Raw genomic sequence first — 21,690 nt, forward strand, 5'->3', positions numbered from 1 at the left:
TGGAGTCGGTTTGATGACGCAGTCTTTCACCCGCCGCGCCGATGCGCTCGCGCGCGACTCGTACTACGAAGCAACCGCCACGCGGCCGGTAGTCGACGCTCCCGTGCTGGAAGATGCGATCGACGTCGACGTATGCGTGATCGGCGCAGGCTTCGCAGGGTTGTCGACGGCGCTCGAGTGCCGCGCACGCGGACTGTCGGTCGCCGTGATCGACGCGCATCGGCCTGGCTGGGGCGCGTCAGGCCGCAACGGCGGGCAGGCGATCACCGGCTTCGCGAAGGACGAGGTGATCGAGAAGCAGCTCGGTGCCGCCGGTGCGCATGCCGCGTGGTCGCTGTCGCTCGACGGCGTCGCGCTGATCGCCGAGCGGATCGCGCGCTACGGGATCGACTGCGACTTCACGCGCGGCTACCTGACCGTCGCGACGAAGCCGCGCCGCATCGACGACCTGCGCGCGTGGATGGATGCCGCCACGTCGCGCTGGGGCCATCCGTCGCTGTCGTGGCTCGATACCGGCGAGATCCGTGCCCGCATCGCATCGCCCCGTTACCTCGCGGGCGTCTACGATCCGCTGTCGGGCCATCTGCATCCGCTCAAGTATTGCCTCTGCCTCGCCGACGCCGCGCGCCGTGAAGGCGTCGCCCTCCATGCACACACGCCCGCGCTCGACGTCGTGCGCGGCGCGCGGCCGGTCGTGCGCACGCCGTCGGGCGAAGTGCGCTGCCGCTTCGTCGTGTCGTGCTGCAACGCGGGCCCCGGCGGCATCCTGCCGGCCGCAACCGCCGCGCGCATCGCGCCGATCGCGTCGTACATCATCGCGACCGAACCGCTCGGCCGCGCGCGCGCCGACGAGCTGATCGCGCAGCGCGAAGCCGTGTGCGACAACAACTTCTTCCTCGACTACTTCCGGCTGTCGGCCGACCACCGGATGCTGTTCGGCGGCCGCGCGAACTCCGCGGGCGCATCGCCCGACACGCTCGCCGAAACGATCCGGCAGCGGATGGTCGGCGTATTCCCGCAACTCGCCGACGTGCGCGTCGATCACGCGTGGGGCGGCTTCGTCGACGTCACGCGCAACCGCGCGCCGGACTTCGGCGCGCTCGATCCGAACTTCTTCTATGTGCAGGGCTTCAGCGGGCACGGCGTCGCGCTCACCGGCATCGCCGGGCGCGCGATCGCCGGTGCGCTCGCGGGCGACACGCGTGCGTTCGACCTGTTCGCGCAGCTGCGTCACCGGCGCTTTCCGGGCGGCGACGCATGGCGGCAGCCGGCGCTCGAACTCGGGATGCTGTACCACCGAGTGCGCGAGCTGTTCTGAGCCCTTCCTTTATCTGCTCTCCTGATCATGCAAACCTTCGCCAACCAGCCGCACGTCGCGTCGTACTACGCGGCGACCGCCAACGATACGACCCGCCATGTGCCGCTCACCGGCGCGATCGACGCCGATGTGTGCGTGATCGGCGCGGGCCTCACCGGTTTGTCGGCCGCGCTCAACCTTGCCGAGCGTGGCCATTCGGTGACCGTGCTCGAGGCGTCGCGGGTCGGATGGGCGGCGAGCGGGCGCAACGGCGGACAGTTGATCGGCGGCTTCGCGTGCGACATCGACACCTTCGCGCAGTTCATGCCGGAAGGCGACGTGAAGCGGATCTGGGACATGGGGCTCGAAACGCTGTCGCTCGTGAAGTCGCGCATCGCGCGGCACGACATCGACTGCGCGCTTGTGCCCGGCTACCTGACCGCCGCGAACACGGAGCGTGACGCCGATGCGCTCAAGCGCTGGCGCGACGAGGCCGCGAAGCGCTTCGGCTACGATCGCTTCCATTTCGTCGAAGCGGACGCGATCGGCGACTACGTGCAGTCGGCACGCTACCGCGGCGGGTTGTACGACCCCGACAGCGGCCACCTGCATCCGCTGAACTACACGCTCGGGCTCGCGCGTGCGGCCACCGACGCCGGCGTGCGGATCCACGAGGACAGTTGCGTGACGCGCGTGCGCGACGTCGCGGGCGGCCACGTCGTCGAGACCGGCGAGGGGCACGTGCGTGCGCGCTTCGTCGTGCTCGCGTGCAACACCTACGTCGGTACGCTCGCGCCCGCGCTGTCGAAGAAGATCATGCCGGTCGGCACCTACGTGATCGCGACCGAGCCGCTCGGCGAAGCGCGCGCCGCAGCACTGATGCCGGCGCGCGCGGCCGTCTGCGACAGCCGCTTCGTGCTCGACTATTTCCGGCCGGCGCCCGATACGCGGCTCGTGTGGGGCGGCAAGGTCAGTTATTCGACGCGACCGCCGCGCGACCTGGCCGACGCGATGCGCAAGGACATGCTGAAGACGTTCCCGCAGCTCGCGGACGTGAAGGTCGACTACGCATGGGGCGGCTTCGTCGACATCACGATGAATCGCGCGCCGCACTTCGGGCGCATCGCGCCGACACTGTATTTCGCGCAGGGCTTCTCGGGGCACGGCGTGAACACGACCGCGCTCGCGGGCAAGCTGATCGCCGAGGCGATCGACGGACAGGCGAGCCGCTTCGACCTGTTCGGCCGGATCCGGCATCGCGATTTTCCGGGCGGTGCGACGTTGCGCACGCCGGCGCTGGTGCTCGCGATGAGCTGGTATCGGCTGCTCGACGCGTTCGGCGTGCATTGAGCGTGAGGCCTCGGCGATGCGATGCGATGACGACCGCGGCGAATGCATGCCGTAAGCGTGCGCCGTGCGCCCACGCAAAATAAAAACGGCCGCGCAAGGAAGCGCAGCCGTTCGACCGGATCGCAGGCCATTGGCCTGAACGCGGTGCGGGGGCGCATGCGGTGCCCGCAGCGCCGCGCAGCAGATGGGCCGCTCAGTCCGTCCCGTACTTCGGCGAATGCGGGCCGTACAAGATCCCGCTCGGCGGACCGGCCGACAGCAGTCGCGTGCTGGTGAACGCGGCAACGTCATGGCTCTGGTCCATCAGCGTGTTGGCGACCTGCTTGACCGCGGCCACCACGAGCATGCCGATCAGGCTGCCGCCGCCGTTGTTGCCGCTCTCGTCGCTGCTCGCGCTCGCGTGGCCCTGCCACAGCACGTCGCCGGTGCGCAGGTCGACGAGCTTCGCCGATGCCGACACGACCGTCGCGCTCGCCAGGACCCGATAGACGGTGCCGTACTGCGACACCTTCGAATACAGCGCGGCGTCGGCACCGAAGATCTCGCGCAGCTTCGCGGGCGGCGTCTGCTGGATCTCCGCCGCATTCGTCAGGCCGTTCTGCTTGAAGGTCTCGTCCATCACGGCGACCGGCACCACGTAGTAGCCGGATTCGGCGAGCGGCAGCGTCATCTGCGACAGCAATCCGTAGGTTGCCGCCACGTCGGACGTCTCGTTGACGGGCGGCAGCACGAGGATCGAGCGCGGCTGGCTCTTCTTGAACGCCGTGTAGTCGGGTCGTTTCACCGGCTGCGCGCACGCGCTCAGCAGCGTGACGATCGACAGCACGGACATCAGCTTGAATGAGAGTGTCTTGAACATGGCAGGCGCGTTACGGTTTGGCGGTGGTCGGAGCAGGATCCTTCTGGCCGGTGATCGCCTGGGCGGTCTTCTGGTCCGCGGTCTTCGGCGCACCGGTCTTTTTCTTCAGCAGGAAATCCATGAAGGTCGACGACTCCGGAAACAGCTGCTTCTCGGCCTGCAGTTCCTGTTCGGCCTGCTGCTCGTTGCCGACGCTCGCATACAGCATCCCCAGATGCGCGTGGAAGCCCGGCGGCGGCGTATGGCCCTTCGCGCGGATCTCCTGCAGCGCCTTTTCGAGCGCGTCGATCTGCTCCTGCGGCGACTTCTGCCCCTTGAAGTATTCGTACACCTGCGGCTGATAGCCGGTCCACTGATAGAGCGGCGGCGTGGAGCTCGCGCAGCCGGCGAGCAGCAAGGCGGCGGCCGTTGCCGGCAGCCAGTTAGCCCGTTTCATGGTCTGTTCTCTTTTAGTATCTTGTTGAATCGTGCCAGCGCGGCGCCGCCCTCGGCGCGCGCTGCGACATGGGCCGCGATGCTTACTGCGGCACCTTCAGCGTGCCGGCGTCGACCTGGTCGACGAGGTGGTTCACGGCTTCCTGGATCGCGAGGTCCAGCACCTTGCCGTTGAGCGTCGAGTCGTAGCCGGCGGTGCCGCCGAAACCGATCACCTCGCGGTTCGACAGGCTGAACTCGCCCGCGCCCTGGCTCGATGCGACGACTTCCGACGTCGTCGTGTCGACGATGTTCAGGTTGACCTTCGCATACGCGACTTGCGTCTTGCCGCGGCCGAGGATGCCGAACAACTGGTGATCGCCGACGTCCTTACGGCCGAATTCGGTCACGTCGCCGGTCACGACGTAGTTCGCGCCCTTCACGGCCTGCGCCTTCTTCATGAAGCCGGCTTCCTGCTTGATCTCGTCGAGGTTCTCGCGATCGAGCACGTTGAAGCGGCGGCTCTGCTGCAGGCGCGTGACGAGGATCGTCTTCGCCTGGCCGCCGAGGCGGTCGATGCCGTCGGAGAAGATGCCGCGCATGTAGCTCGACCGGTTGTCGAACTTGCCGACCGCGATCGCGACGGGCTTGCCCGCGTACGGCTTCTGCGCGCTGCTCACGGCCGGCACGTCGAGCGTGCGCGACGATTCGGTCGCGCAGCCCGACAGCGCCGCGACGAGCGCCGCCGCCACGAAAACGGTGCGTCGTGTCTGAATGTTCACTGCTGGTCTCCTTGCGTGAAAAGATCGCCCGGAACGGGCGCGCCGGCTCACAGGTTCATTGAAGAATCGGCGGTTGATGCGATGATCGAAACGACCGGGGCGCGCGTTGACGCGCGCGGTTTCATCGCCTGGATGGCGATGGACATGAAGATGGCGGGATGCGAAAGGAATGTGCGCGCAACGGACGCGTTGCGGCCACGTGTGAACGCGCGACTGCCGGGTCGACAACCCCGCGTGCGCTGGTTACATCGTCATTCTGGATACTGCGCTGTTGATCGCGCATGATCGGCCCCGTATTTGATTTTGGCCGATCATACCAAGTCTGATTATTGAGACGGGATTTCTTGATAAGAATTGACGTTTATTCCGTCGATCCACCGATTGGTGATAGCTCCGGCGCGAACGGCACGTGCGCCGGACTCGCGTGCCGGTGCGCCGGTTACTGCGGGTCGGCCGCCTTCTGCCGCATCGTCACGAATTCCTCGGCCGCGGTCGGGTGAATGCCGATCGTGTCGTCGAACTGCGCCTTCGTCGCGCCCGCGCGAATCGCGATCGCGATGCCCTGGATGATCTCGCCCGCGTCGCGGCCGACCATGTGCGCGCCGATCACGCGCTGGCTGTCGCGCGCGACCACCAGCTTCATCAGCGTGCGCTCGTCGCGGCCCGACAGCGTGTGGCGCAGCGCCTTGAACGACGTGCGGTAGATATCGACGTCGCCGTGCAGGCGACGCGCATCGGCCTCGGTCAGGCCGACCGTCGCGACCTCGGGCTGGCTGAACACGGCCGACGGCACGTAGTCGTGATCGGTCGCGACGCGCGAGCCGCCGAACAGCGTGCGTGCGAGTAGCGCGCCGTCGCGCGTCGCGACCGGCGTGAGCTGCGGACGCGACGTCACGTCGCCGATCGCATGGATCGAGGCGACCGACGTCGCCGAATACCCATCAACCGCGATCGCGCCGCGCGCGTCGAGCAGCACGCCCGCATGCTCGAGCCCGATCCCGTCGACGTTCGGCACGCGGCCGGTTGCATAGAGCACCGTGTCGTACGGGCCGTGCGTGGTGTCGCCGACGCGCACGGACAGCGTGCCGTCGTCCGCGCGCGCGATCGACTCGACCACCGCGTGCGTGTGGATCGCCACGCCCTGCTTCGTCATCTCGTCGGACAGGAATTGCCGCACGTCGTCGTCGAAGCCGCGCAGGATCTTTTCACCGCGATAGAACAGGTCGACATGACTGCCGAAACCGTTGAAGATGCCGGCGAACTCGACCGCGATATAGCCGCCGCCGACCACCGCGATGCGCGCGGGCAGCTTCGCGAGCGACAGCGCCTCGCGCGACGTGATCGCATGTTCGATGCCGGGCCGCGGCGGCAGCACCGGACGCGAGCCGGTCGCGATCGCGATGTGGCGCGCGCGGATCGTGCGCTCGCCGATCGCGACGGTATGCGCGTCGACGAGCGTCGCGCGCCCCGCGTGCATCTCGACGCCGGATTGCCGCAGCAGGCTGATGTAGATGTCGCTGAGCCGGTTGATCTCGCGATCCTTCGCGGCGATCAGCGCGGGCCAGTCGAGCGTGCCGGCGCCGAAGGTCCAGCCGAAGCCCTTCGCGTCGTCGAGCTCGTGCGGATAGTGCGACGCGTAGACGAGCAGTTTCTTCGGAATGCAGCCGCGCAGCACGCAGGTGCCGCCGATCTGCTCCTCTTCCGCTATCCCGACGCGCGCGCCGTATGACGCCGACATCCGTGCCAGCCTCACGCCGCCGGAGCCGGCCCCGATGACGAACAGGTCGTAGTCGAAATCCATCGCAAGCCTCATCGCAGTTCGGATGACGGCACGATAGCAAGATTCCGGAATTCGTGCGGAACATGACGCCGCGAGGTGCGCGCCCCATAAAAAACGGCGAGAGACGTTGCCTCTCGCCGATCAACCCGACTGCCGGGTGTGCCATGCGTCACCGATCGACCACATGCCCGGCCTGCCGGCCGCGCGGCACCGGCCCGCCCTGGGCGCGCGAATGCGCACCCGCGGCGGGCCAGCCGCCATGCTCAGGCCTGCGACGTGTCGCTGCCGTCCGTCGCCTGCGTGTCGTCTGCCTGCTGCGGCTGCTCTTCCTTCTTCTCGAGCATGCCTTCGATCGCCTCGGCGCCCTTGAAGCCGGCGACGGCTGCCGCCGCCTTGGTCAGCAGGCCCGCGTCCGGATCAAGTTTCTCCGCTGCCTCGACCGCAGCCACTGCGCCAGCGATTTCACCCACGGTGTTCAGGATACCCATCGTCATCCCCTTTCAAGAAAATCGTGAGCGCATCGTCCCACGAAAAAAACCGGCAGACCGTGTTTGTCATCACCGGATACACAAGTTACGCACCACGCCGGCCGCACGCGAAGCGCGCACCGGAACGATGCCCGCGCGCGCGTGCTGCGGCACACGGCGAAGCTGCACGCAGCGTAGCCGAAACACTGCGCGCGCACTGTCAAAGTATGTTCCGGATTGCCGACGAAACGCTTACGGATGGGCCGCTCCCGATGGAGCGATCGCTGAATAGTCGGCCGCGCGCATGAAGCGCGCGTGACGAAAAAAAGAGGCTCCCGCGGGAGCCTCTTCGCTGCGCGCCGCGCGAGCGCCGGCGCACGGGTTCCGACGTTCGTCAGAAGATATTGCGCAGGCCGATCGCGATGCCGGTCTGGTTGCTGCGACCCGGCAGCTCGACGTTCGCCGCGCCGTTCGTCTTGTTGAAGTCGACGGTGCCGTAGACTTCCGTGCGCTTGCTCAGTGCGTATTCGGCGATGCCGACGATCGCATAGCGGTTGCCGCTCGCGAGCGTGCCGTTCGTGGTCATCGCATTGCGCATGTGGTCGTAGTAGAACGCGCCCGTCAGCGTCAGCGGCGTGCTGACCTGCCAGCTCACGCCCGCGAACGGACCGTCGTCGATGCGGCCGGTGCCCTTCGCGACCGGGATCGACTGCTGCGCGAGCAGGCTGTCGACGAAACCGGTGTCGTCCTTCGAGCGCAGGTAGCCCGCATAGACCTTCGCCTTGCTGAACGCGTACACGACGTTCGCGTGGTAGATCGTCTGCTTGCGTGCGGAGTTGTCGCTGTTCTGCTGCGCGCCGGCTGCGATGCTGAGCGGGCCCGCCACGTAGGACAGCGACACGCCCCATGCATTGCCCTTGCCGAGCGAACCCGGGATCTGGCCCGAGAAGCCGCCCGCACCGGTCGATTCGTAGTTGGTGCCCGTCGAGTACATCGCCTTCGCGGTCAGGCCCGCGAACTTGCCCGTGTACTTGATCTGGTTGTCCGCATACAGGCCGCCACCCAGCGCGACCGGCAGCCACGCGTTTTCGAGGTAGTTACCGACCGTCAGGGGATCGTAGGTGTCGGCCAGCAGGTCGAACAGCGGGGTCTTCTGGCGGCCGAGGGTCACCGTGCCGTACTGGCTCTGCAGGCCGACGTACGCTGCGCGGTTGAACAGGCGCCCGCTGTCGGCGAATGCGCCGTTCTGCAGGTTCACGCCGCTTTCGAGGTTGAACAGGGCCTTCAGGCCGCCGCCCAGATCTTCCGTGCCGTAGATGCCGAAGCGGCTGTTGGTGATCGCGCCGTTGGTCATCGACAGCAGGCCGTCGTTCTTGGCGTTGGCGTTGGTCAGGTAACGGATGCTGGCGTCAGCGACGCCCCACAGCGTGACCGAGCTTTGTGCGGCTGCGTACTGGCTGGCGAAGGCCAGCACCGCGCCCCCTGCGATGGCTGCGAGTCGGGTGGTCTGCTTCATGAGCTTGCCCTTTTGTAGGTGTCTCCATTCATGGCCGGCCGCGTGCGCAGCCGGGTGGCGATCGCGCCCGTTCATGGCGCGCGCGATGTGGGCTGAATCATAAGACCACTGCGCGGGCTGAAAGAAATTGAAATGCGTGGTGGCGCGCGATTGTCGTCCGGGAACAACGGTTCCCGCGCAGGCCTGCGTCGCACGATGCTTCGGTCACTTGAGGAAGGGCACGTCGCGCGGCGGCGGCCCGCCGCACGCGTCAGGCGGCCGGACTCGGCGTCCCGCGGTCGGGGTTGCTGCCATCGCTGGCGTTGCTGCCGTTGCTGGCGATATCGCCCGGCCCAGCGCCGCTGTCGGTGCCGCCGCCCGCACGCCGCCGCGCCCGCCGCACGATCTCCGCGAACGCGCCGACGAGCAGCAGTACCGCGCCCCATAGCGCGACGTCCGGCGCGAGCCGCGTCACGAGGCCGCCGACCACCGCGCCGGCGAGGAAGCAGAAGCTGATCGTCGCGAGCAGCGCCGAGTCGTGCAGCGCACCCGCGTCGTAGCGCGGAATCAGCCCGACGAACAGCTTCTGCGCGGCGCGCCGCAGGTTGCCGGTCGTCATCACCGACGTGTACGACAGTTCCTCGAGATGGGTGAACGACAGCGTCTGCAGCGTCGCGACGAACGAGATGCCGGGAATCAGCCACGCGCTCGACGCGCCGACGAGCCCGCTCGCGGCGACGCCGAGAAACACGATCTCGACGATCAGGCTCGCGAACGCGGTATGGCGCATCCAGCCACGCTGCGCGGCAAGGCCGAGCAGATGCGCGACGAACACCGCGACCACGAAGCCGCCGAGCGGCGGCACGTGATGCAGCGCGGCCGCCCATTCGCCGGCCGACAGGTTGATGCCGAGCAGCGCGACGTTGCCGGTCATCGTGTTCGCGAACACGTGGCCGTGGCCGACGTACGTGTAGGCGTCGAGGTAGCCGCCGGACAGCGTGAGCAGCGCGGCGACGGTGAGGTTGCGGCTGGCGCCGTCGAGATCCATTGATGCTCCCGTGTGACGCGCCGCCCGGCTGCACGCGGCGGGCGGCGCCAGATTCATCGGTTCAGGCGTGGGCCGGATGCCGCGGCTGTCGCGCGGCCACGGCGCGGGGTTGCGTGCCGCGCCAATAATAATGTCCGGCGTCGGGCGCGCCGTGTCGGCAGGCACCGCCGTCGCGGACGGCGGCGCAGAAAGACCGGGCGAGTATAACGGCCACATCGCCGGCCACTTCGCCGGCCGCATCGCTGACCGTTGCGCTGACCGTTTCGCTGGCCGTTTCGCTGGCCGCATCGCCCGCCCTTTCGCCTGCCCTTTCATCGGCCCTTTCATCGGCCACTTCGCTGGCTACTTCGCTGGCCACTTCGCCCGCCATTTCGCTGGCCGTTTCGCCCGCCGCTCACCGGCCCCGGCTCACTGCCCGATGCCGGTCAGCCCGATCAGCGCACCGGCCGCGAGCAGCCACAGCGGATGAATGCGCGTGCGCCACGCAAGCACCGCGCACGCGGCGGTGATGCCCCACTGGATCGCCGAACGGTTCGACGCTTCCGAGATCAGCACCGCGCTGGCCGCGACGAGCCCGGCCGTGACCGGCATCAAGCCCTGTTGCACGTAGCGGCGCCACGGCCGGTCGCGAAAGCGCTCCCACGCGTGCAGCGCGAGGACCGTGACGATCGACGACGGCCCGAACTTCGCGATCGACGCGACGAGCAGCCCGGCCCAGCCGGCCACATGCCAGCCGACCAGCGACACGATCATCATGTTCGGCCCCGGTGCGGCCTGCGCGAGCGCGAACAGCGCGGTGAACTCGTGCGCGCTCATCCAGTGATGCACGTCGACCACCTGCCGCTGCATCTCCGGCAGGATCGTGTTGCCGCCGCCGAACGCGAGCAGCGACAGCTGGCTGAAGATCGTCGCGATCGCGATCAGCGTGTCGTTCATGACCGGCCTCCATCGCGCGCGGCGGTGCGCCCGGCGGCAGGCGCAGCGCGGCGGCGCGACGCGAGCCAGATGCTGACGGGCGTCAGCACCAGCATCGTGGTCAGGAGCGGCATGCGCAGCACCGCGATCGCGACGAATGCGAGCGCCGCAATGGCGGCCGCCGTGCGCGGCGCCTGCAGCAGCGGCTTCGCGACCTTCACGGCCATCGCGACCAGCAGGCCCGCGGCCGCGGCGGCGAGCCCGCCGAACAGGTGCTGCACGCGCGGATCGCCCTGCGTCTTCGCATACAGCACGCCGAGCGCGACGACGACGAGCGTCGGGCCCGCGATCAGCCCGAGAATGCCGGCGAATGCGCCCGCGATACCGCGAAAGCGCATGCCGACGGCAACCGACAGGTTGATCACGTTGCCGCCGGGCAGGAACTGGCACAGGCCGAGCAGATCGGTGAATTCGTCGGCGGAGAGCCATTTGCGCTCGTCGACGATCGTGCGGCGCGCAAACGGCAGCGCGCCGCCGAACGACATCAGGCCGAGCGACAGGAAGCCGATGAACAGCTCGGCGAGGCCGATCCGGCGCGCGGGCGACGGCGCGGCGGGTGGCGGAGCGGCGGGTGGCGAAGAAGCGGATTGCATGGGGATCCTCACGAACGGTGCCCCGAGATTACCGCCGTTCAGGAGGCCGGCAAAACGATTTTATCGGCGCGCCCTTGTGATTTAGAATCACAAGCATGGCACGCGATCTCCCGCCCTTTTCCGCGCTTCGGGCCTTTGAAGCAGCGGCACGACACGAAAGCTTCAGCGCCGCCGGCGACGAGCTGCATGTGACTCACGGTGCCATCAGCCGGCAGATCGCCGGGTTCGAGGCGTGGCTCGGCAAGCCGGTGTTCCACCGCTACGGCAAGCGCGTGAAGCTCACCGACGAAGGCCGCCGCTACCTGGATTCGGTGCGCGCCGCGTTCGACAGCATTGCGCTCGCCACCGAGCAGCTGCGCAACACCGGCGCGGCGCGCGTGCTGCGCATCAATGCGCTGCCGACCTTCGCGATGAAATGGCTGCTGCCGCGCCTGTCGCGGTTCCAGCGCGACGTGCCGAACGTCGAGCTGAAGCTGTCCACGTCGAATGCGCCGCTCGACACGCTGAACGGCTTCGACGTCGCGATCCGCCGCGGCCCCGGCCACTGGCCGAACTGCACGAGCGGGCACTTCCTCGACGAAAGCGTGATTCCGGTCTGCAGCCCCGCGCTGCTCAAGCGCGTGCCGATCGCCCGCGCGGACGATCTCGCGCGGCACGTGCTGCTGCACTCGGATACGCGGCCGGAAGGCTGGCGCGACTGGTTCGCGGCGGCCGGCGTGACGATGAAGGGGCGCAAGCGCCAGTCGTTCGACCACTTCTACCTGGCGCTGCAGGCGGCCGTCGACGGGCTGGGCGTCGCGCTCGGTCCGCTGCCGCTGTTCGACGACGAGCTCGCGAGCGGGCGCCTCGTGATGCCGCTCGACGGCCCGCGCATCGCGACGCGCAGCTACTGGTGGATCGCGCCGGGCGCGCCGGCCGACGATCCGCTCGTCGCCCAGTTCTGCGCGTGGCTGCAGGCGCAGTCGAACGTGGACGGGTAATTCGTCGCAGCCGACCTGATCGAAACGGCCGCGAAGCATCGCCAGCTGCGGACGATGCCGCGTACGTTGCACGGTTGAAACCGATCCGCATGCCGCGCGTGCCATTCCGCAGCCGAATCCCCACCGCGCGGCCGGTGCGTTTTCCCGCGATTCCCGCGCGCACACGCCAGGCCGGGGGGAGCGGGCGACCGGCCCGCCGCCTCGCGTTGCACGTCTGAAACATTTCCGCGTCCGCCGCGCGGCACCCGTCGCGCGCCGCGGCCGGCCAGCCCCTGTTTGCGCGGTCGTGCGTGCGCTGGCCCGTTGCTTGCTGGTGCAGCCGTGCGCACAACGACACTGCACGCGCCAACGGCTCGATGCAGGCGACAAACAATCATCAAGCGGGTCGGGGAAATCATGTCCAAACTCATATCGGCCGTCACACGGCTGTTGTCCTGCATCACTGCTCCTGTCACGCATCCATCGATGCCGGCGGCGCGGCTTCGCACCGTCGCCGTCCGATGCGCGAACCCGGCACACGCCATCCCACGAAGTCACGACGCTTCGATCCGATAGACAACCCTCGGAACGCCCTCGCCGGGCGCATGCGCGCCACGACGACGCGTGCCGTTCGCGCGAGCCTTGCCGCCCGCGCTCGCCCGCGTGCCGACGCGCACGCGCGCGGCGACGGCTGCGACACACGTCGTAGGCGCGGCAGCGCAGCGGCCAGGGTATCCGGGCGCCGGTCCGACTCAGCATGACGACATCAAGGAGGTGCACGCCCAGACAGCGATCCGATTCCGACGTAACCAGAAGACCCATCGCGCATCCGGACGATCGAGTTTCCGTCGCGAACGACACGCTCGCCGCACCGGCCGCACATTGCAGTTTTCAAGGGAGAAATTCATCATGAAGCAGTCCTCACTTATCCACGCGGCACTTGCCGCTTCGCTCGCTTGCGCAGCCGTCTCGGCATCGGCCGGACAGTCCAGCACGACGTTCGGCGTGTCCGCCACCGTCAATGCCACCTGCCTGATCGACTCGGCCGGCGCACTGACCTTCCCCGCCTATACGCCCGGCACCGGCGACCAGTCCGCGCAGTCGGCGATCACGGTCCGCTGCACGAACGGCACGAACTTCAACATCGGCCTGAATGCGGGCACGACGTCCGGCGCCACGGTCGCCACCCGCGTCATGACGAGCGGCTCGAACCAGCTCAACTACTCGCTGTACCAGGATTCGAACCGCACGGTCGTGTGGGGCAATACGCCGCCGACCGACACCGTCAACGGTACCGGCCAGGGGATGGCGATGGCCCAGGCGATCACCAAGACCGTCTACGGCAAGGTGCCCGACCAGCCCAATGCGGTGCCCGGCAACTACGCCGATACGGTGACGGTCACCGTGACGTTTTAGTGCCGTGCGGAGGGTGCGCCGCATCGCCGATGCGTGCGCCCCTCCCGGCGGCCCGCGTCAAGCGTGCCCAAGCGACTTCCCCGGAGGTGGATCCGTGATGAAACCGAACGTGTGCAAACTCGCGACCTGGATCGCGGCCATGACGCTCGCCGCCGCATGCACCGACAGCCAGGCAACCGACTTCACCGTGTCTCCCGTTCGCGTCGAACTGTCCGCGGCGCAGCGCAGCGTCGCGCTCACGGTCAGGAACGAATCGCCGGACCAGCCCGTGGTCGTGCAGTTGCGCACCGCTGCGTGGTCGCAGGAGGCGGGCGACGACGTCTATGCGTCGACCGGCGACCTGATTGCCGCGCCGCCCATCTTCACGATCGCGCCCGGCAGTTCGCAGGTCGTGCGTATCGGCCTGCGGCATGCGCCGGGCGCGGACCGGGAAACCAGCTACCGGCTCTATCTGCAGGAAATTCCGCCCGCGCCGAAGCCCGGTTTCGCAGGCGTGCAGATCGCGCTGGAAATGAGCCTGCCGATCTTCGTGAAGCCGGCCGCCGACACCGCCCCGCGGCTGCGCTGGAGCGCCGAACCGCGGCCAGGCGGCGCAGGCATGCTCGCGCTGCGCGTGACCAACGACGGCACCGCGCATGCGCAGGTGGCGAACCTCGCGCTGTTCGCGCCGGGCAGCGATCGCCCCGTCGCCACGCATGCGGAGTTCGCGTACGTGCTGCCGGGCCAGTCGCGTGAACTGGTGTTCAAGCCCGGCGCCGGAGCCGCGCCGGCCGTTGCTTCCGCGTTGCATCTGGTCGGCTACTCCGATGCAGGCGACATCGACTCGACGGTCGCGCCGAACGCGCGCTGACGCGGCGCTGCTGATCGCGATCCTCATGAGCGCGCAGACCACTCTCGCGGAAGAGCGACTCGTCGCGGCACCGGCGCCGGCGCCGGCCGCGCAAGCGTCGCATGGCGCAGCGGGCGGCTCGGCCGAGCTGCTGTATCAGGTCGACATCAACCGCCAGGGGCTCGACGAAACGGCGTTGCTGATCAAGGCCGCCGACGGCGACTTCTACGTGTCGGCCGACGACCTGAAGCGCTGGCGGTTGAGGCAGCCGGACGCCGCGCCGCTGGCCGGCAGCGACGCGCCGTTCTACCCGCTGAAGTCGATCGCGGGGCTGACCTACACCGTCGACGAGCGGAACCTGACGATGGCGATCAGCGTGCCGGCGCAGGCGTTCGTCGGCGCGACCTTCGACGAGACCGAGCGGCGCCGTGCAGCCGCGGTCGCGCCGGGCCTCGGCGGCTTCTTCAACTACGACCTGCTCGCCGAGCAGGCGGCCGGCCAGACGCACGCCTCCGGGCTGTTCGAGCTCGGCTTCTTCAACCGTTTCGGCGTCGGCGTCGGCACCTTCCTCGCGGACGAATCGGGCCCGACGCGGCGCCTGACCCGCCTCGAAACCACGTGGACGACCGATCGGCCCGACCGCCTCGCCAGCCTGCGCGTCGGCGATTCGATCAGCCGCCCCGGCATGTGGGGCCGCGCGATCCGCTTCGGCGGCGTCCAGTACGCGACCAATTTCGCGACGCAGCCGGGGCTCGTCACGATTCCGCTGCAGGGCGTGAACGGGCAGGCGGTGCTGCCTTCGACCGTCGACGTCTACGTCAACAACGCGCTGACGTCGACCCGCGAGGTCGCGCCCGGCCCGTTCGCGATCAACAACGTGCCGGTGGTGACCGGCCAGGGCGACGTGCGCGTCGTGGTGCGCGACGTGATGGGCCGCGAGCAAGTGATCACCCAGTCGTTCTATGCGAGCGCGAATCTGTTGAAGCAAGGCATGCAGGACTACTCGTACGAGATCGGCAAGGAACGGCGGGATTTCGGCCTGGCGAGCAACGACTACGGGCACTGGTTCGCCAGCGCGACGCACCGGATCGGCCTGACCGACCGGTTCACCGGCGAGATTCACGCGGAAGCCGAAGCGTCGCGGCAGAACCTCGGCATCGGCGGCGTGGCGCTGGCCGGGCCGCTCGGCATCGTCAACGCGTCGGTGGCCGCGAGCCGCAGCGCCGACGGCCCCGGCGTGCTCGCGACGCTCGGTGCCGAGAGCCAGTCCGGCCTCGTCGAGATCGGCGCGCACGCCCAGTGGGCGACGCCGCATTTCGCGCAGATCGGGCTCGAGCCCGGCGTGCTCGCGCCGAAGCTGCTGACGAGCGTCAACGTCGGCGTCGGGATGGGCCGCTTCGGCTCGCTCGGGCTCGCGCACGTGTTCCTCGACGATCGCGGCGGCAACCGCACCCAGTTGCTGTCGCTCAGCTACAGCGCGCAGCTCGGCCGCTTCGGCTTCGCCAACATCAGTGTCAGCAAGCCGCTGAGCGGCTCGGGCGCGACGCTCGTCGGCGTCGCGTGGACGATCCCGATCGACAACCGCACGAGTGCATCCGTCACGCTGACGCACCAGCAGGGCGGCACCGAAATGCTCGCGCAACTGCAGCGCAGCCTGCCGGTCGGCGAAGGATTCGGCTATTCGCTGCAGGCCGGCAACGACACGCAGGACGCCAGCGCGACGCTGCAGACGCGCACCGGCACCTACAACATCGAGGCGGCTTCGTATCGCGGCCGCGCCGGCGTACGCGCCAACGCAGCGGGCGGCATCGCGTTCGTCGACGGCACCGCGCGCCTGTCGCGGCAAATCACCGACAGCTTCGCGCTCGTGAAGGTGCCGGGCTTCGCCAACGTGGGCATCCTCGCGGACAACCAGCTCGTCGCGCATACGGACGCCAACGGCGTCGCGCTGCTGCCGCGGCTGCGCGCGTACGAAAGCAATCCGATCTCGATCGAGCAGGCCGACCTGCCGTTCGACGCGACGATCGGTACGCTCAAGCTCGACGCGGTGCCCTACTTCCGCAGCGGCATGGCGCTCGTGTTTCCGATCACGCGTTCGCGCGGCGCGATGCTGACGCTCGATCTCGAGGACGGCACGCACCTGCCGGCCGGCGCGACCGTCACGCTCGCGGGACAGAAGGACGCGTTTCCGGTCGGCCGCGACGGCGTCGTCTACGTGACCGGACTGTCGGAGCAGAACCACCTGCATGCGACGTGGCGCGACCGGCAGTGCGACGTGAGCGTGCGCTTCCCCGCCGGCGACGACCCGCTGCCGGACCTGGGCACCCATCTTTGCAAGGGAGTCACACCATGAGACATCGCAAGCATGCGGGGCGGCCGGTCCGGCTCGCCCGCCCTCGCGCGGCAGCCGCGGCAGCCGCGGCGCTGGCGGCCGGTGCCTTCGTGCTGGTCGCACCGCCCGCGCGCGCGTCGACGACCTGCACGATGAATGCGCCGTCGACGATGGCGTTCGGCACGTACGACACGATCAACGCGGCCACGTCCGCGGTCACGATCTCGGTGAACTGCACGGGCAGTGGCAACGCCACGCCGACGGTCACCGCGAGCGCGGGCGGCGGCACCTTCGCGAACCGGCTGATGACGCGCACCGGCGGCACGCAGACACTTGGCTACAACCTATACCTCGACAGCGCGCACACGTCGATCTGGGGCGACGGCACGAGCGGCACGTCGGCGATTTCGTGGGGCAAGATCTCGGGCGCCGGCGCCTTCAGCGCGACCGTGTACGGGCTGATTCGCGGCGGCCAGAACGTCGTGCCGGGCAGCTACGCCGACCACAACATCACGATCCTGTTCAACTACTAGGTGCGCCGGCGGCGCATGCGTTGCGCATGCCGCCAGCGATCGCCATCACGGACTCGGATAACGGGGGCAGACATGAATCGAACCGAGACAGCGAGCAGCGCCGCAGCGCGGTGTGCCCGACGCGGACAGACCGGTACGGGAGCCTTCGCGCCTCTGCGCGGCGCCGGCCGCGCGCGGGGGCTGCTGGCCGCAGTAGCGGCGCTATCGATCGTGCTCGTCGGCGCGGCGCCCGGCCCGAGCGCCGCGAAGCAGGCGAGCCGGTCGGTGCAGGTAGGGACGACGGTCCAGGCGTACGCACGGCTCAACGCGACCAGTCCGGCGAAGCTGGTGATCGCGAACAAGGACACGAGCCTCGGCTACGTGGCCGTGCCGAACGCCAGCAACCCGTCGGGAACGACACTCACCGTCCAGACCAACGACCGGATGGGCTACACGGTGCGCGTACAGGTTGCCGCCGCCAGCCAGGCGCAGTTCAGCTCGATCGAGATCAGCGGCTTCGGCGGCAAGGTGGTGCTGCCGGGAACGGGCGGCACGATCAACGTGCCCTATACGGCGCTGAACGCGACCTTCACGCTGACCTATCGTTTCGTGTTCGCGCCGAAGGCGAAGGACGGGACCTTTGCGTGGCCGCTCACGTTTTCGGTGCAGCCGAATCCGTAATGGTCGATGGGCCGGCGGCCGCGATCCCGCCGCGCGTCACACCACCGGCCCCGGTTCCTTTTCCCTGCGCAGGATCGCGTACAGGATGATCGCGCCGAACGTCGCGGTGCCGATCCCGCCGAGCCCGAAGCCGCCGAACTTCAGCGAGAAGTCGCCGGCGCCGAGCACCAGCGTGACGGCCGCGACGATCAGGTTGCGGTTGTCGGAGAAATCGACCTTGTTGACGACCCAGATCCGCGCGCCCGTCACCGCGATCAGCCCGAACACGACGATCGACACGCCGCCGAGCACCGGGCCCGGAATCGTCTGGATCACCGCGCCGAACTTCGGCGAGAAGCCGAGCCCGATCGCGATCAGCGCCGCGATCGCGAACACCAGCGTCGAATAGATGCGCGTGACGGCCATCACGCCGATGTTCTCCGCGTAGGTGGTCACGCCCGTGCCGCCGACGCTGCCCGACACGATCGTCGCGAGCCCGTCGCCGATGAACGCGCGGCCGACGTAGCGGTCGAGGTTGGTGCCCGTCATCGCGCTGACGGCCTTGATGTGGCCGAGATTCTCCGCGACCAGGATCACCGCGATCGGCGCGAGCATCAGCATCGCGTGCGGATCGAAGGCCGGTGCACGGAAGCTCGGCACGCCGAACCATGCGGCCTGCGCGACGATCGCGAAATCGACCGGCTTGCCGAGGCCCATCCCGTTGGTCGCGATCGCGTAGATCACGTACGCGATCACGAGCCCGACGAGGATCAAAAGGCGCTGCACCATCCCGCGCGCGAACACCGCGACGCCGCCGACGCACAGCACCGTGACGAGCGCCATCACGGAGTCGAAGGTCGACCCTGACACGCCCTTGACCGCGATCGGCGCGAGGTTCAGCCCGATCACCGCGACCACCGCACCGGTGACGACGGGCGGCATCAGCGTCTCGATCCAGCGCGTGCCGATTGCCTGCACCAGCGCGCCGAGCGCGACGTACACGACGCCGCACGCGATGATCCCGCCGAGCGCGACCGGGATGTCCGGGTTCGGGCCGCTGCCGCCGTAGCCCGTCACCGCGATGACCAGGCCGATGAACGCGAAGCTCGACCCGAGGTAGCTCGGCACGCGGCCGCCGACCAGCACGAAGAACAGCAGCGTGCCGATGCCCGACATGAAGATGCACAGGTTCGGATCGAAGCCCATCAGCAGCGGCGCGAGCACGGTCGAACCGAACATCGCGACGACGTGCTGCACGCCCATCGCGACCATCTGCGGCCACGCGAGGCGTTCGTCGGGGCCGACCACGCGCGAAGCCGCGCCGGTCGGTTGGACCCGCCAGCGCGGGAAGTAGGAATCGGACATGGGGAAAAGGGCTCCTGTCGAACGCCGGCTGCGGACGGTGCGCCGGTCTGGAATCTGGCGCGAGTTTACGGAGCGGAAATGGGGCTGGCAAGCAGTGGGCTCGTACACGGCGGCCGAACGGCAGCCATGCAGATTCGAACTCGTCCAATTCACGGCCTAAGCCGCTCGCCCTAAAGTATCCGGACTGCCCCGCCGCGAGCGTGGCAGCACTGATCCATCGAGCGCCAACAGTAGCTCAACACAAGAAAGCCCGCATGAGTGCGCGCAGTTCGCTTGCTCCAGAACACCGGAAAGTGGGCGCATCCGAATGCCAATAAAAACTGGAGAGACAGGAATTGATAATCGAGGAAATATCGCAATGGGACGAAATCGAACAATCGATTTCAGCGCTGAGAAAGCGCGTCGTAATCGACTGCGGCCACGTTTCAGTACGCCGCGACCACCAGGGTTTCTCGTTTGGCGGCAGCGGAGGGCCCAGCACGTCGACCTTGCAGACATTTGAATTCGGCATAGCACTGCGCCGCCGGCTGGCGTCCGAAGGACGCGAAGCGACACTCAGCCTGTGCCTGTCCGATACCTCGCGTCTGCTCGGCGACAGCAAGGAACGCGCGGAACTGGCAACCGCCATTGCAGAGCGGCGCTGGTCCGCGATTTTGCCGTCCGAATATCTGCGTCGGCTTTCGCAGGACGAATTCGCTCAGACAATCGTGACCCTGCAGACGAGAAACAGCAATCGCTTTTCTGGAGCATTGAAGAGACTCAAAACCGCGGCATCGCGCAGCGGGTCGTCCGAAGTCTTTTACCGGGAATCCGGAAGCCTGCTCCTGTCGAGTTTCGACGGTGACCGTTTAGCCATCAGCACGCCGTTCCTGACCGAATGCGCGAACGAAGACGCCTATTACGAAAATACCGACTGGAGAAGCCCGGGCTATTTTGATCGCGAAGAAGACATTATCGCGAGACCCATGACCCGTCTCCTGAGAAGCAGCTTCATCAACCTGTACGAAAAGAGCTCCGGCATTCTCTGTCCGGCCACCTATGGTGGATTGCTGCTCAATTACGACGAATCCAGCGACCACGTCTGTATCTATTCACGCCGTGATGATCCGCATATCGGCGAAAAAATCCTGCGCGGCGTAATCGCTGCCAATGCGGTAAGCCGCGACATGTCGCGAACCTTCCTGCAGATCGTATTCCCTGAAATCTCACGAACCCCGGAAATCTCGCTGCTCGACTCAACCCGCTTGAAACGATCGAACATGTCATGGGCCAGGTTTGCGAGCGAACTGGAGTTGCGGGACGTCTTCAGCCACATGGAGCCGTATGTGGAACGGAAAAACTCGGAGGGCGCGCCGGCATGAACAAATACTTCGATCACGCTGCCTCCATGGAGGTCTCCGCCAAAGCCTGGCTCGATACGCTGGCCACCTATGGGCCCGGCAATCCGTCCAGCGCGCACGGCGCGGGCGACCACGCGCGCCGCATCATCAGCGACACCCGTAACCGGATCGCCGGCTATCTCGGGTGTCGCGCCGAACGTATCTATTTCACGTCAGGCGCCACCGAATCCGCGAATCTCCTGATCCAGGGATATCTATCGACGCTGCGCCGCAAGGAAAGCGCTCGTTCGGAGATCGTCGTGTCGGCGGTCGAGCATCCTGCCGTGTATCAGACGGTCATGTCCATGAAGAAGCATGGGTATACCGTCCGGGAACTGCCGGTGAATCGTCATGGCGTCGTCACGAGCCCGCATGTCGACGCGGCGATCAACGAGCGCACGGCGATGCTCTGCCTAATGGCAGTCAACAACGAAACGGGCGCGATCCAACCCGTTAATGAAGTCGCGTACGCCGTCAAACACGCCGATCCCGAGATCCTGGTCGTGTGCGACGCAGTGCAGCATTTCGCCAAGTTGGACTGGCAGATCGACCTGGACGTCGTTGACGCCTTGTTCATGTCTGGCCATAAAATCGGCGCAGATAAGGGAGTCGGCTGCTTCTACCTGAATGGTCGATTCAAGCTCACGCCGCTCATGTATGGCGGCGCCCAGGAACAAACTTACCGCCCCGGCACGGAAAACGTATTCGGCATCGGCTTGCTCGGTGCCGCACTCCGACAAGCAATGCGCGCGCCCGCCGACACGCTCGCGCATGTCAGCGCGCTCGGAGAACGCCTGACTGACGGATTGACCCGGGCCGGCATCGCCTTCGAGCGGCTGGTTCCCGCAGCGGACGCATCGGCGTACATCCTGGCGCTGGCCTTTCCTGGGGTACCGTCACGGCAAATGATCGCGGATCTGGCCGCGTCGGGATATTGCGTTTCGCAAGGGTCCGCGTGCAGCAGCCATTCACTGGAGCCATCGCGGGTGCTGTCGGCGATGCGCGTGCCGCCCGAGCACCTCAACAGCCTGATCCGCATTTCCTTTTCGCCGAACCACACCATGCAGGACATCGACGGGCTCGCGACACGCATCGTCGAAATCTGTCGCGCGCACAGCGACACCTGACCGCCGGCAATCCAGAGCGTGCGCGAACGACAACGGGCGCGCGCTCCACGA

General features: G+C 67.7%; 21 protein-coding genes. 10 read left to right on the top strand and 11 right to left on the bottom strand.

Annotated elements, in window-relative coordinates; translation table 11 throughout:
- Positions 1–13 precede the first annotated feature (13 nt).
- Together C7H84_RS24310 and C7H84_RS24315 are read left to right on the top strand one after the other, a co-directional pair.
- Positions 14–1,318 carry an FAD-binding oxidoreductase gene (locus tag C7H84_RS24310; RefSeq protein ID WP_121861148.1) on the top strand — a complete coding sequence of 435 codons (1,305 nt, stop codon included), beginning with the start codon at positions 14–16 and terminating at the stop codon, positions 1,316–1,318.
- A gap of 27 nt (positions 1,319–1,345) precedes the next feature.
- Positions 1,346–2,647, top strand: a complete 1,302-nt coding sequence (locus tag C7H84_RS24315; protein WP_121861149.1) for an FAD-binding oxidoreductase — start codon at positions 1,346–1,348, stop codon at positions 2,645–2,647.
- 193 nt (positions 2,648–2,840) lie between these two features.
- On the opposite strand, the gene C7H84_RS24320 is transcribed toward C7H84_RS24315, so the two are convergent.
- From C7H84_RS24320 to C7H84_RS24360, 10 genes are all read right to left on the bottom strand, one after another.
- Positions 2,841–3,506 carry a DUF799 domain-containing protein gene (locus C7H84_RS24320; protein WP_121861150.1) on the bottom strand — a complete coding sequence of 222 codons (666 nt, stop codon included), beginning with the start codon at positions 3,504–3,506 and terminating at the stop codon, positions 2,841–2,843.
- Between the two features lie 10 nt (positions 3,507–3,516).
- Complete coding sequence (locus C7H84_RS24325; protein WP_121861151.1) at positions 3,517–3,942, bottom strand: DUF4810 domain-containing protein; 426 nt, start codon at positions 3,940–3,942, stop codon at positions 3,517–3,519.
- Between the two features lie 82 nt (positions 3,943–4,024).
- Positions 4,025–4,696, bottom strand: a complete 672-nt coding sequence (locus C7H84_RS24330; protein ID WP_205611459.1) for a CsgG/HfaB family protein — start codon at positions 4,694–4,696, stop codon at positions 4,025–4,027.
- Between the two features lie 445 nt (positions 4,697–5,141).
- Positions 5,142–6,503, bottom strand: coding sequence for a glutathione-disulfide reductase (gor, locus tag C7H84_RS24335; protein WP_121861153.1), 1,362 nt, complete (start codon positions 6,501–6,503; stop codon positions 5,142–5,144).
- A gap of 242 nt (positions 6,504–6,745) precedes the next feature.
- Positions 6,746–6,970: a hypothetical protein gene (locus C7H84_RS24340; protein ID WP_121861342.1), complete on the bottom strand. Its 225-nt coding sequence runs from the start codon at positions 6,968–6,970 to the stop codon at positions 6,746–6,748.
- Between the two features lie 373 nt (positions 6,971–7,343).
- Complete coding sequence (locus tag C7H84_RS24345) at positions 7,344–8,465, bottom strand: porin (RefSeq protein ID WP_121861154.1); 1,122 nt, start codon at positions 8,463–8,465, stop codon at positions 7,344–7,346.
- A 250-nt stretch (positions 8,466–8,715) separates the two neighbouring features.
- Entirely contained in the window at positions 8,716–9,492 is a 777-nt protein-coding gene (locus tag C7H84_RS24350) for a YoaK family protein (protein ID WP_121861155.1), read from the bottom strand.
- Positions 9,493–9,553: 61 nt separating this feature from the next.
- Positions 9,554–9,862: a hypothetical protein gene (locus tag C7H84_RS36525; RefSeq protein WP_162999351.1), complete on the bottom strand. Its 309-nt coding sequence runs from the start codon at positions 9,860–9,862 to the stop codon at positions 9,554–9,556.
- 38 nt (positions 9,863–9,900) lie between these two features.
- Complete coding sequence (locus tag C7H84_RS24355; protein ID WP_121861156.1) at positions 9,901–10,428, bottom strand: chromate transporter; 528 nt, start codon at positions 10,426–10,428, stop codon at positions 9,901–9,903.
- Positions 10,425–11,060 carry a chromate transporter gene (locus C7H84_RS24360; protein WP_121861157.1) on the bottom strand — a complete coding sequence of 212 codons (636 nt, stop codon included), beginning with the start codon at positions 11,058–11,060 and terminating at the stop codon, positions 10,425–10,427. The genes C7H84_RS24355 and C7H84_RS24360 overlap by 4 nt, the downstream gene beginning before the upstream one ends.
- A 95-nt stretch (positions 11,061–11,155) precedes the next feature.
- Between C7H84_RS24360 and C7H84_RS24365 the strand changes: the two genes are divergently transcribed.
- The 6 genes from C7H84_RS24365 (at position 11,156) to C7H84_RS24390 (ending at position 17,789) form a co-directional block, all read left to right on the top strand.
- A complete protein-coding gene (locus C7H84_RS24365) occupies positions 11,156–12,040 on the top strand; it encodes a transcriptional regulator GcvA (RefSeq protein ID WP_121861158.1) in 885 nt (294 codons plus the stop codon).
- A gap of 888 nt (positions 12,041–12,928) precedes the next feature.
- Entirely contained in the window at positions 12,929–13,435 is a 507-nt protein-coding gene (locus tag C7H84_RS24370; protein ID WP_121861159.1) for a spore coat U domain-containing protein, read from the top strand.
- 97 nt (positions 13,436–13,532) lie between these two features.
- Positions 13,533–14,285: a molecular chaperone gene (locus tag C7H84_RS24375; protein WP_121861160.1), complete on the top strand. Its 753-nt coding sequence runs from the start codon at positions 13,533–13,535 to the stop codon at positions 14,283–14,285.
- A 25-nt stretch (positions 14,286–14,310) separates the two neighbouring features.
- Entirely contained in the window at positions 14,311–16,617 is a 2,307-nt protein-coding gene (locus tag C7H84_RS24380; RefSeq protein ID WP_240462086.1) for a fimbria/pilus outer membrane usher protein, read from the top strand.
- Positions 16,614–17,129, top strand: coding sequence for a spore coat U domain-containing protein (locus tag C7H84_RS24385; RefSeq protein ID WP_121861161.1), 516 nt, complete (start codon positions 16,614–16,616; stop codon positions 17,127–17,129). The genes C7H84_RS24380 and C7H84_RS24385 overlap by 4 nt, the downstream gene beginning before the upstream one ends.
- Positions 17,130–17,339: 210 nt before the next feature.
- The gene (locus C7H84_RS24390) at positions 17,340–17,789 is read left to right on the top strand and encodes a hypothetical protein (protein WP_240462087.1); all 450 of its coding nucleotides are present in this window, start codon (positions 17,340–17,342) and stop codon (positions 17,787–17,789) included.
- Positions 17,790–17,825: 36 nt separating this feature from the next.
- Here the strand turns inward: C7H84_RS24390 and C7H84_RS24395 are convergent, their stop codons facing one another.
- Complete coding sequence (locus C7H84_RS24395; protein ID WP_121861163.1) at positions 17,826–19,133, bottom strand: solute carrier family 23 protein; 1,308 nt, start codon at positions 19,131–19,133, stop codon at positions 17,826–17,828.
- A 335-nt stretch (positions 19,134–19,468) separates the two neighbouring features.
- On the opposite strand from C7H84_RS24395, the gene C7H84_RS24400 reads away from it, so the two are divergent.
- Positions 19,469–20,494 (top strand): hypothetical protein, encoded by a 1,026-nt coding sequence (locus tag C7H84_RS24400; RefSeq protein ID WP_121861164.1) that lies wholly within the window; start codon positions 19,469–19,471, stop codon positions 20,492–20,494.
- Complete coding sequence (locus C7H84_RS24405) at positions 20,491–21,639, top strand: cysteine desulfurase family protein (RefSeq protein ID WP_162999352.1); 1,149 nt, start codon at positions 20,491–20,493, stop codon at positions 21,637–21,639. The genes C7H84_RS24400 and C7H84_RS24405 overlap by 4 nt, the downstream gene beginning before the upstream one ends.
- Positions 21,640–21,690 lie beyond the last annotated feature (51 nt).

Source organism: Burkholderia sp. Nafp2/4-1b (assembly GCF_003635165.1).
Taxonomy (GTDB): domain Bacteria; phylum Pseudomonadota; class Gammaproteobacteria; order Burkholderiales; family Burkholderiaceae; genus Burkholderia.